The sequence below is a fragment of the Gordonia sp. PS3 genome, assembly GCF_041950545.1.
Taxonomy (GTDB): Bacteria; Actinomycetota; Actinomycetes; order Mycobacteriales; family Mycobacteriaceae; genus Gordonia; species Gordonia sihwensis.
The window spans coordinates 796,340-807,060 of the sequence record NZ_CP169524.1 but is presented as its reverse complement, the minus strand read 5'-3'; the positions used below and the strand labels follow the sequence as shown (position 1 = coordinate 807,060).

Sequence of the window (10,721 nt, the reverse complement as noted above, 5' to 3'; positions counted from 1 at the left end):
GCCGGCCGCAGCATCATCCTGACCCGCACGAACAGTTGTTCGTGTGTCGTCAGTCTCATGAGCATCGCCCGTCACTAGCGCATCACCTCGTAAATATTCGTACCCAAAGTGGTCAATTCTAAGCCCGCCTACGGCGTAGACGGAAACCGCCTGGATTCCACCCCCGGGCCGGAGTCGGCCGCCTCGCGTCTCACGACACCGCTCAGTGTCCCACCGCAGCCTTGCGATACCCGCGCAAAGCGGGATAAATCGTGACCGCGAAGATGCCGATCACCCAGCACGCCACCTTGATCGCGTTGTCCATCAGCGGCCCGCCCGCGGCGAGCGAACGCATCAGTTCGATCGCAGGCGTCATCGGCTGGTTCTGCACCACCGGCTGAAGCCAATCGGGGTACGCCTCCACCGGCGAGAATCCGGAATTGAAGAACATCAGCAGGCTCGACAACAGTCCGAGATAGGGCACCAGCGGCGCACCGGGGGCGGCGTTCACCGCCAAGGCGAGCGCGAGCATCCCGTACGCGGCGCCGTAGGCCATCGCGACCACGAACAGTCCCACGGCCGGTCCCACACCCTGCGTGAACCGGAATCCGATGAGATGGCCCGCCGCGAGCAGGATCGCCGAAGTGATCAGGACTCGCACCGAATCGGCGGCCACCCGCGATGCGAGATCCGCCGATCGGTTGATCGGCATCACGTACAACCGGCTCAGCAACCCGCTGCGCCGCTCCACGTTGAGCCGGGTGGCCGACGCCACCGAACCGAACATCGCCGCCACCAGGACCACCAGCGGCACGGTGCCGTACGCGCTGTTCTGTCCCGTCGCCTGACCGATCACGTCGCCCAGCACCACCTTGAACATGATCATGCTCAGCGCGGGGAACAGCAGGATCTGGGTGAGTGTCGGAATGTCTCGCGCCAGCACCATCACCTGCCTGCCGGTCAGGATCGCCGACTGCGTGATCCAGGCGCGCAGCGATGTCTCCGCGGGCGACTGCACCGGCGGGAACTCCATCGCTTCCTGTGTCTCCCCGGCGTCCGGCGCCGTGCTCGACTGATCGGTCATCGCGCGTTCCTCCGCATGTAGATCCCGAGGAGGATGGCCGCGACCACCGCGAGCCCGATCATCCAGCACACCGACGGGAACAACTGGTGCCACGTCAGCGTGCCGTCGTCGGCCGAACGCATCACTCCCGCGAACTGGGAGATCGGCTGGTTTCGAGCGAACGGCCGGATCCACTCGGGGAACCGCTCCTCCGGAACGAATCCCGTCGACAGCATGCCCAGGATCAGCGTCGGCAGACCCATCGTCTGGCTGGTGGCCTGCGGGCTGCCCGCGATCAGGCCGATGCCGTCGGCCACCGTCGCCAGCAGCAGACCGATCAACGCCCCGATTCCGTAGAGCGCGAGAGTTCCGGTGACTCCCCCGCCGGGCCGCCACCCCATGATGAGGGTCGCGACGGTGGCGCACACGAGCGAGACCGTGAGAAGCACGGCATTGGTGGCCGTGCGCGCCAGCAGTGGCACCGCGGGTCGCATCGGCATCGCGCGGAAGCGGGTGTTGACGCCCTCCGAGCCGTCGAAGGACGAGCGCATCGCCGCCGACGAGGCAGTGAACTCCAGCGACTGCAGAAAGATGATCGGCATCAGGTACTGCGCATAGTTCATGTCCATCTGCGCATTCATGATCTTGCGCAGCGGGAGATAGAAGCACAGCGCCAGCAGCGCCGGCGAGAGGAAGGCGAGCACGATCTCGCCGTTGCGGACCACCTTGCGCAGTCCGCGTCCGGTCAGCGTCCACCACTGCTGGACCGGACTGATCTGCGCGGTCGCGCCGTCCGGACCGAACAACCGCGGAGCGACGGTCGCCTCGTGGGCCATCAGGCGCCCCGGTCCTTGTTCGGATCAGTCAGCGCCAGGAACACCTCGTCCAGCGAAGGCCGGCGCAAGGCGATGTCGGCCAGCGGGATCCGTGCCGCCTCGGTCCGCCGGATCACCTCGGCGAGCGTGTCCGGACCGTCGGGCGCAGGGACGGAGATCGTCTCTCCGTCGTCCTTGGCGTTGGCGCCGAGCAGATCGGCCAGGCGGGCCCGCAGCCGCGGCAGGTACGCCGGGTGCGCGGGTGTCACCTCACAGTAGGCCGCACCGGTCGCTGCTTTGAGCTCGTCCGAGGTGCCTTCGGCGATCACCCGGCCCTTGTCGATGACCACGATGTTGTCCGACAGCATGTCGGCTTCCTCGAGATACTGGGTGGTCAGCAAGATGGTGACGCCGGAATCGCGCAGCTGTTCCACCAGTTCCCACACGTCCTGCCGACTGCGCGGATCCAGGCCCGTGGTCGGTTCGTCGAGGAACACCACCTTCGGTTCGGTGACGAGCCCGCAGGCGATGTCGATGCGCCGCCGCATGCCACCGGAGTACTGGCCCACCCGTTTGTCGGCCGCCGCGACGAGAGAGAAGAACTCCAGCAGCTCGTCGGCACGGGCCCGAGCCGCGGGCTTCCGCAGTCCCATCAGCCGGCCGAACAGCACGAGGTTCTCACGCCCGGTCAGCGACTCGTCCAGCGCGGCGAACTGCCCGGTGAGCATGATCGACCGCCGGACCTGCGCCGCGTCCTTGAGGACGTCGTATCCGTTGACGGTCGCCGTACCCGAGGTGGGTCGCAGCAGGGTGCACAGCATGCTCACCGTGGTCGTCTTCCCGGCGCCGTTGGGTCCGAGCAGTGCCACGATCTTGCCCTTGGGCACTTTGAAGCTCACATCGTCGACGGCGACCATGTCGTTGAAGACCTTGCGCAGGCCATCGACCTCGATCGCGTATTCGACCGGACCGGCCTTCTCCCCGATGGGCACCATGTCGAGCGCCGGAAACGAGACCGTACGGGCAGCGGAGAGCGCAGCCTCCTCCGGGCTGATCTCCGGTTCGGCCGGCTTCACCACCGGCTGTTGCGCGGAGATGACGTCCCACGCGGCGCTGCGGCCCTCGGGCATCCGCGGCGCGCGGCGCGGCCGCTGCTCCACCAGTTCCGGCTCCTCCTTGCGGAAGCCGAGTCCGTTGAGCAGCCACGGCGCCGTCATCGGATTCTGCGTCCACTCCTCCTTCGGCGTGGAGTGACGCGCCTCGTGCACCGTCTCCTGCGGCTCGTCGCGCGGGACCGGGGTCGGAGTCGCCCGCTCAGCCGACGGCGCGGGTCCGGCCGTCCCCGTACCGAGTTCGGAGCGCCATGCCCGCAACTGTTCGGCGACGGGATCGTCTTCGTCGGATCCCCATCCGGGCACGTCGGACAGCTCATCCGAGCCAGACGTCAGTGGCTCCGCGCCGCTTCGAAGAGCATTCGATTCGTCGTCACGCCTGTGGCCAGCGTCCGGCATGGTGTCCTAACTAGTCGGTTGCGGCAATCGGCTGTCGATGCCCGGTGCCGCTAAGCGGTACCCGGCGCAGTATATCGACAGTGCACCACGGTATCGGCCGGCGCCGCCAGATCGACGCGAACGATCATCCACTCCGACGACGACCGCCCGCCCTGGAATCCCGGGACGGGCGGTCGTATGTTCGTCGTACGCGAAGCGCCGATCGGGCCTACTTGGCCTTCTCGAGCACCTCGACCAGACGCCAGCGCTTGGTCGCCGACAGCGGTCGGGTCTCCATGATCCGGACGCGGTCGCCGACGCCGGCGATCTGCTCCTCGTCGTGCGCCTTGACCTTGCTGGTCGTGCGGATGATCTTGCCGTACAGCGCGTGACGCGTACGATCCTCCAGCTCGACCGTGATGGTCTTGGTCATCTTGTCACTGACGACGTAGCCGATCCGCTCCTTGCGGCTGGCGCGATCTTCGGTGTTCACCTTCTGGTCCTCACTCATGCGTCTTCACCCTCCGGTCCGGACGCGAGGCCCAGCTCGCGCTCACGCATCACGGTGTAGACACGCGCGATCTCGCGGCGCACGGTGCGCAGACGACGGTTGTTGTCGAGCTGACCGGTGGCCATCTGGAAGCGAAGGTTGAAAAGCTCTTCCTTCGACTCCTTCAGGCGCGCGACCAGGTCGGTATCGCTGAGCTCACGGAGCTCAGAAGCAGCGACTCCGAGTGCCATCAGAACTGCTCCTCTCGGGTCACGATTCGGGTCTTCATGGGGAGCTTGTGCTGTGCGCGGCGCAGTGCCTCGCGAGCGGTCTCCTCATTGGGGTAGCTCATCTCGAACAGCACGCGGCCCGGCTTCACCGGGGCCACCCACCACTCGGGCGAGCCCTTACCGGAACCCATGCGGGTCTCGGCGGGCTTCTTCGTGATCGGGCGGTCCGGGAAGATGTTGATCCAGACCTTGCCGCCACGCTTGATGTGGCGGTTGATCGCGATACGAGCAGACTCGATCTGACGGTTGGTGATGTACGCACCTTCCAGAGCCTGGATGCCGTAGTCACCGAAGGTGACCTTGGTTCCGCCCTTGGCCCGGCCCTTCAGGCTGGGGTGGTGCTGCTTGCGGTGCTTGACCCTGCGAGGGATCAACATGGCCTCAGCCCTCCTGGTTCTCTGCAGACGCCGGAGCGGACGCGGTGGCGTCGGCGGCCGGAGCCTGCGCAGCGTCGCTGCTGCGACCGCCCTGGCCACCACGCGCGTCGCGGCGCGGACGGCTCGGACGACGCGGTCCGCGACGATCCTCGGCGGGCGCGGCTGCGGCCAGTTCACGACGGCCGCCGACGATGTCGCCCTTGTAGATCCACACCTTCACGCCGATGCGGCCGAAGGTGGTACGTGCCTCGTAGAGCCCGTAGTCGATGTCGGCGCGCAGCGTGTGCAGCGGCACGCGTCCCTCGCGGTAGAACTCCTTGCGGCTCATCTCGGCACCGCCCAGACGACCCGAGCACTGGACTCGGATGCCCTTGACGCCCGGCTGACGCATGGCCGACTGGATGGCCTTGCGCATCGCGCGGCGGAACGCCACACGGTTGCTGAGCTGCTCGGCGACGCCCTGCGCGACGAGCTGTGCGTCGGCCTCGGGGTTCTTGACCTCGAGGATGTTCAGCTGCACCTGCTTGCCGGTCAGCTTCTCCAGGTCGCCGCGGATGCGATCGGCCTCGGCGCCGCGGCGGCCGATGACGATGCCCGGACGAGCGGTGTGGATGTCGACGCGGACGCGGTCACGGGTGCGCTCGATCTCCACCTTGGAGATGCCGGCGCGCTCGAGGCCGGTGCTCAGCAGCTTGCGGATCGCGACGTCTTCCTTGACGTACTCCGCGTACTGCTTGTCGGCGTACCAACGTGAGTTCCAGTCCGTGGTGATGCCCAGCCGGAAGCCGTGCGGGTTGATCTTCTGGCCCACTGTTTAGGCTCCCTTCTTCTTCTGCTGGCGCGAACGAGCACGTCCGCCGTTCTCCGCAGCGGCGACGACCACGGTGATGTGGCTGGTGCGCTTGCGGATGCGGAAGGCGCGGCCCTGTGCACGCGGCTGGAACCGCTTCAGGGTCGGGCCCTCATCGGCGAAGGCCTCCGAGACGACGAGCGTCCGGCGGTCCAGGCCCACGTTGTTCTCAGCGTTCGCGACCGCGCTGGCGAGCACCTTGTAGACCGGCTCACTGGCCGCCTGCGGGGCGAACCGCAGGATGTCGAGAGCCTCGTCCACGTTCTTTCCGCGAACCAGGTCGATGACGCGGCGTGCCTTCATCGGGGTCACGCGAACGAACTTCGCGGTCGCCCGTGCACTCTGCACTGCGTTTTCAGTCTCAGTAGTCATGGTTACCGGCGCTTCGCTTTCCGGTCATCCTTGATGTGACCCTTGAAGGTACGGGTGGGAGCGAACTCGCCCAGCTTGTGACCCACCATCGAGTCGGACACGAACACGGGCACGTGCTTGCGACCGTCGTGGACCGCAAAGGTGTGACCGATGAAGTCGGGGATGATGGTCGAGCGGCGCGACCAGGTCTTGATGACCTGCTTGGTGCCCTTCTCGTTCTGTGCATCCACCTTCTTCAGGAGGTGGTCGTCGACGAACGGGCCCTTCTTCAGGCTGCGTGGCATTTTTTACCTCCTCCTAGTTATCGCTTGTTCTTGCCGGTACGACGGCGACGGACGATCATCTTGTCGCTGGCCTTGTTCTTGCGGGTGCGGCCCTCAGGCTGTCCCCACGGGCTCACCGGGTGGCGACCACCCGAGGTCTTGCCCTCACCACCGCCGTGCGGGTGGTCGACCGGGTTCATGACGACACCGCGGACGGTCGGGCGCTTGCCCTTCCAGCGCATACGGCCGGCCTTGCCCCAGTTGATGTTGCTCTGCTCGGCGTTGCCGACCTCGCCGACGGTGGCGCGGCAGCGCACGTCGACGCGGCGGATCTCACCGGAGGGCATGCGCAGGGTCGCGTACGGACCCTCCTTGCCCAGCAGCTGGATCGAGGCGCCGGCCGAACGAGCCATCTTGGCGCCGCCGCCCGGACGCAGCTCCACGTTGTGGATCTGGGTACCGGTCGGGATGTTGCGCAGCGGCAGGTTGTTGCCCGGCTTGATGTCGGCGTTGGGTCCGGATTCGACGACGTCGCCCTGCTTCAGGTTCTTCGGCGCCAGGATGTAGCGCTTCTCACCGTCCACGTAGTGCAGCAGCGCGATGCGCGCGGTGCGGTTGGGGTCGTACTCGATGTGTGCGACCTTGGCGTTGATGCCGTCCTTGTCGTTACGACGGAAGTCGATCAGACGGTAGGCGCGCTTGTGGCCGCCACCCTTGTGGCGGGTGGTGATCCGGCCGTGAGCGTTGCGTCCGCCGGTGCTGTGCAGCGGACGAACCAGCGACTTCTCCGGATGCGAACGGGTGACCTCGGAGAAGTCGGCACCGCTCGATCCGCGACGGCCCGGCGTCGTCGGCTTGTACTTACGAATTGCCATGAGTCTTAGTCCCTACTCTTCTTCGCGGGCGGTCAGGAGACCGCTCCCCCGAAGATCTCGATGGGCTTGCTGTCAGCGGACAGCGTCACGATGGCGCGCTTGGTGTTCTTGCGCTTGCCGTAGCCGTAACGGGTGCGCTTGCGCTTGCCCTGACGATTGGCGGTGTTGACGCTGGAGACCTTCACATCGAAGATCTGCTCGATGGCGATCTTGATCTGAGTCTTGTTCGAATCCGGGTGCACCAGGAACGTGTACACGTTGTCTTCGATCAGCCCGTAAGCCTTCTCCGAGATCACCGGCGCCAGGATGATGTCACGCGGGTCTGCCTGCGTAGCCATTCCTAGGCCTCCTTCTTCTGGTTCTGCTCGATGAAGGCGTTCAGGGTCTCAACGCTGAACACGACCTCATCCGAGTCGAGGACGTCGTAGGTGTTGAGCTGATCCGGCGCGATCGGCAGGACGTTGCCCAGGTTGGCGACGCTCTTCCACGCGGTGACGTCCTCACGGGACAGCACCACCAGGAACTTGCGACGCTCGCTCAGCTTCGCCAGGAACTCGCGAGCAGCCTTGGTCGACGGGGTCTGGCCGGCGACGAGCTCGGTCACCACGTGGATGCGCTCGTTGCGAGCACGGTCCGACAGGGCGCCGCGCAGCGCAGCGGCCTTGACCTTCTTGTTGACCTTCTGCGTGTAGTCACGCGGCTGCGGACCGTGAACGGTGCCGCCGCCGGTGAACTGCGGAGCGCGGATCGAGCCCTGACGAGCGCGGCCGGTGCCCTTCTGGCGGTACGGCTTGGCGCCGCCGCCGGAGACCTCGCCACGCGTCTTGGTCGAGTGCGTGCCCTGGCGGGCGGCGGCCTGTTGGGCCACGACCACCTGGTGCATGAGCGCGATGTTCGCGGTCTGGTCGAAGAGCTCGGCCGGCAGGTCGACGGTGCCATTGGTGGTGCCGTCGGCGTTGCGGACGTCGAGCGTCAGCTTGGTTGCGGTTTCGGTGCTCACTTGGCGCCACCCTTCACTGCGTCGCGGACCACCACGATGCCGCCCTTGCGGCCGGGGATCGCGCCCTTGATCAACAGCAGACCGGCTTCGGCGTCCACCTTGTGGACGGTCAGGTTCTGCGTGGTCACCTTGTCGGAGCCCATGCGGCCTGCCATGCGGGTGCCCTTGAAGACACGACCCGGCGTGGCGCAGCCACCGATGGAGCCCGGCGAACGGTGCACGCGGTGCGCACCGTGGCTGGCACCCAGACCGGCGAAGCCGTGACGCTTCATGACACCGGCGAAGCCCTTGCCCTTGGACGTACCGGTCACGTCCACCTTCACGCCTTCGGCGAAGATGTCGGCACCCAGCTCCTGGCCGACCTCGAACTCCGAGATGTCGTTGACACGGATCTCGGTGAGGTGGCGGCGCGGGGTGACGCCGGCCTTGGCGAACTGGCCGGCGACCGGCTTGCTCACCTTGCGGGGGTCGACGGCGCCGTACGCGAGCTGAACGGCGGTGTAGCCGTCACGGTCTGCGGTGCGCAGCTGGGTGACGACGTTGGAGCCGGTCGCGATGACGGTCACCGGGACGACCCGGTTGTTCTCGTCGAAAACCTGGGTCATGCCGAGCTTGGTGCCCAGGATGCCCTTGGTTGCATTCTGATTGCTCATTTGATCCAATCCCCCGTCACTGAATGTTGACGTCGACACTCGCCGGGAGATCGATGCGCATCAGCGCGTCGACCGTCTTCGGCGTCGGGTCGAGGATGTCGATGAGTCGCTTGTGCGTGCGCATCTCGAAGTGTTCGCGGCTGTCCTTGTACTTATGCGGCGAACGGATGACGCAGTACACGTTCTTTTCGGTGGGCAACGGCACCGGGCCGACCACGCGCGCACCCGTGCGGGTCACGGTCTCCACGATCTTGCGCGCAGAAGCGTCGATCGCCTCGTGGTCGTAGGCCTTGAGCCTGATGCGGATCTTCTGTCCCGCCACGCTGTGTCCTCTTCCGTCTGTTCATCTCTCGACAGCACAACACCGCGTGACTCCACACCCGAGATCACTCACGGGCGGCAACTGATGCCACATGACCACGCCTTGACATTTGGCGGATCGACGCTGTTCTACTGTCGTTGTACGGTGCCGAACTCTCGTCCGGCTGCCGACTCTCGTCGGCTTCGCCTCCGGCACCCGCGGTCGGGCGTGTCGGTCCGGTTCCCCGGATGAGAATTCATCCGAGCCCACACTGTGGGTCCCGCGTTACACGCCCGGATCCGCGCTTTGCGGTCCTGGAAGTTTGTTCGCCCCTACGCGAGGCAACCTGAATAGTATGCACCACCCCGCCGATGAGCTCAAATCCGCCGACGCGCCCGATTCCGTGGGTGACTCGCGACTGACGTCCCGCACTTCGCGAGATAGTCCGAACAGACGACACTACTGTCGTCTGCATGACCGACATTCATGATGCTGTCCCGCTGAGCGTCCGCGACACCGTCGCTCTGACCCCCGCCGTCACGTCCGTCATCCACTGCGACGTCGTCGCCACCACCGGGGAGTCACTCGACGTCTCCCGTGTCGCCGCCTGGATGAGGGAACGACTCGACTGCTGGCCGATGTTCACCCGCACGCTGCGGCACTCATGGGGCCACGCCGGCCTGCCGCACTGGGTCACGGACGCGTCTGTCGACGTCGCCGCGCACATCCGGGTCGTCGACGGCGGCGAGCCGGCGGGCGCGGAACGGATCGTGGCGGAACTGGTCTCGTCGCCGGTCGATCTGTCGCGGCCGCCGTGGGATCTGACGGTGATCACCGGCGTGACCGGCATGGATCTCGACTACCCCGGACCGGTCACGTTGGTGGTGCTGCGCACCCATCACGCGGCCGGTGACGGAACCAAGATCGCCGCGGTCATGCGCCGCGCGCTGCGCGACGAGCCGGTGCCCGCTCCGGCCGTCCCCGGCCACCGGCCGCCCGGGAACCTGAGATCGGCGCTGTCGATCCCGGCCGCACTGGTGCGTCATCTCGCGGCGCTGCCGCGTCTGTCGCGGCACGCCGCCAACCTGAAGTCAGTCGAACTCCCCCGGGGAACGCGCTTCAACAAAGCTCTGCGCGGACCGATTCACATCGGTTCGGTGCCGTTGAGTCTGCGCGAGGTCCGCGCGGTCCGCGACGTTGTTCCGGGAGCCACCGTCAACGATGCGGTCACCGCGATCATCGGCCGGGCGCTGTTCGAGACCTTGACGGAGCTCGACGGCGGCGAGCCGGCGGTGCCGCTGTACGCCGCGTCGCCCTTCCAGGCCGACGATCTGACCGCTGACGCCAACTCGTTCTCCGAGGAGATCGTGGAACTGCACGGCGACGAATCCGACCCGATCGAGCGGCTCCGGCGAGTACATGCCTCGACCGCGGCTGCCAAGGCGCGGGTCCGCAGTGAGGATGCGATCGCCTTCCGCGCCTTGCAGACTCGGCTCGCACCGACTGTCCTCGGTCTGTCCAGGAAACGGGCTCAGCGATCCGGCGTCGCCGAAGCAGGCGTCGATTCCCCGGCCGCGAGCACCGCCGCCACGCTGATCTCCAACGTCCGCAGCGATCTCGTCGACGCCACCTTCCTCGGTGATCCGGTGATCGACCAGTTGATGTGGCTCAACATCGGCGATCGGATGACGTTGCAGCATGTGGTCACCTCGCTCGGCGACCGGCTGACGATCAACGTGACGGCAGACCTCAGCGCGTTGCGCGACTTGGACGACTACCTCGGCAAGCTCCGTCATCACGCTGCCGTTCTCACCGACGCCTGCGTGAACACCATCCACTGAACTCCGGGCGCCCGCCCCGTCTCCGCGGACGGAATTGGGCCGAACGTGCGACTGACCGCGTA

Annotated in this window: 15 protein-coding genes; 1 reads left to right on the top strand and 14 read right to left on the bottom strand. The window is 66.6% G+C overall.

Annotation, left to right across the window (positions count from 1 at the left end; genetic code table 11):
• Positions 1–202 precede the first annotated feature (202 nt).
• The 14 genes from ACE11G_RS03750 to rpsJ form a co-directional block, all read right to left on the bottom strand.
• Complete coding sequence (locus tag ACE11G_RS03750; RefSeq protein WP_039867095.1) at positions 203–1,012, bottom strand: ABC transporter permease; 810 nt, start codon at positions 1,010–1,012, stop codon at positions 203–205.
• Between the two features lie 47 nt (positions 1,013–1,059).
• Complete coding sequence (locus tag ACE11G_RS03745; protein WP_006895637.1) at positions 1,060–1,878, bottom strand: ABC transporter permease; 819 nt, start codon at positions 1,876–1,878, stop codon at positions 1,060–1,062.
• Positions 1,878–3,368, bottom strand: a complete 1,491-nt coding sequence (locus ACE11G_RS03740) for an ATP-binding cassette domain-containing protein (protein ID WP_045536400.1) — start codon at positions 3,366–3,368, stop codon at positions 1,878–1,880. Before ACE11G_RS03740 ends, ACE11G_RS03745 begins: the two co-directional genes overlap by 1 nt.
• 208 nt (positions 3,369–3,576) lie before the next feature.
• Positions 3,577–3,858, bottom strand: coding sequence for a 30S ribosomal protein S17 (rpsQ, locus tag ACE11G_RS03735; protein ID WP_006895639.1), 282 nt, complete (start codon positions 3,856–3,858; stop codon positions 3,577–3,579).
• Complete coding sequence (gene rpmC, locus ACE11G_RS03730) at positions 3,855–4,088, bottom strand: 50S ribosomal protein L29 (protein WP_006895641.1); 234 nt, start codon at positions 4,086–4,088, stop codon at positions 3,855–3,857. The genes rpsQ and rpmC overlap by 4 nt, the downstream gene beginning before the upstream one ends.
• A complete protein-coding gene (gene rplP, locus ACE11G_RS03725) occupies positions 4,088–4,504 on the bottom strand; it encodes a 50S ribosomal protein L16 (protein ID WP_006895643.1) in 417 nt (138 codons plus the stop codon). Before rplP ends, rpmC begins: the two co-directional genes overlap by 1 nt.
• Positions 4,505–4,508: 4 nt before the next feature.
• A complete protein-coding gene (rpsC, locus tag ACE11G_RS03720) occupies positions 4,509–5,315 on the bottom strand; it encodes a 30S ribosomal protein S3 (RefSeq protein ID WP_006895645.1) in 807 nt (268 codons plus the stop codon).
• Between the two features lie 3 nt (positions 5,316–5,318).
• Entirely contained in the window at positions 5,319–5,726 is a 408-nt protein-coding gene (gene rplV / locus ACE11G_RS03715) for a 50S ribosomal protein L22 (RefSeq protein ID WP_006895646.1), read from the bottom strand.
• Between the two features lie 2 nt (positions 5,727–5,728).
• The gene (gene rpsS / locus ACE11G_RS03710) at positions 5,729–6,010 is read right to left on the bottom strand and encodes a 30S ribosomal protein S19 (RefSeq protein ID WP_006895647.1); all 282 of its coding nucleotides are present in this window, start codon (positions 6,008–6,010) and stop codon (positions 5,729–5,731) included.
• 17 nt (positions 6,011–6,027) lie between these two features.
• Positions 6,028–6,864, bottom strand: coding sequence for a 50S ribosomal protein L2 (rplB, locus tag ACE11G_RS03705; protein ID WP_006895648.1), 837 nt, complete (start codon positions 6,862–6,864; stop codon positions 6,028–6,030).
• Between the two features lie 32 nt (positions 6,865–6,896).
• A complete protein-coding gene (gene rplW, locus ACE11G_RS03700; protein WP_006895649.1) occupies positions 6,897–7,202 on the bottom strand; it encodes a 50S ribosomal protein L23 in 306 nt (101 codons plus the stop codon).
• A 2-nt stretch (positions 7,203–7,204) separates the two neighbouring features.
• Positions 7,205–7,864, bottom strand: a complete 660-nt coding sequence (gene rplD, locus ACE11G_RS03695; protein ID WP_006895650.1) for a 50S ribosomal protein L4 — start codon at positions 7,862–7,864, stop codon at positions 7,205–7,207.
• Positions 7,861–8,517 (bottom strand): 50S ribosomal protein L3, encoded by a 657-nt coding sequence (rplC, locus tag ACE11G_RS03690; protein WP_006895652.1) that lies wholly within the window; start codon positions 8,515–8,517, stop codon positions 7,861–7,863. Before rplC ends, rplD begins: the two co-directional genes overlap by 4 nt.
• 16 nt (positions 8,518–8,533) lie before the next feature.
• Positions 8,534–8,839 (bottom strand): 30S ribosomal protein S10, encoded by a 306-nt coding sequence (gene rpsJ, locus ACE11G_RS03685; RefSeq protein ID WP_003938093.1) that lies wholly within the window; start codon positions 8,837–8,839, stop codon positions 8,534–8,536.
• A gap of 452 nt (positions 8,840–9,291) precedes the next feature.
• Between rpsJ and ACE11G_RS03680 the strand changes: the two genes are divergently transcribed.
• Positions 9,292–10,659, top strand: a complete 1,368-nt coding sequence (locus ACE11G_RS03680) for a wax ester/triacylglycerol synthase domain-containing protein (protein ID WP_375003702.1) — start codon at positions 9,292–9,294, stop codon at positions 10,657–10,659.
• Positions 10,660–10,721 lie beyond the last annotated feature (62 nt).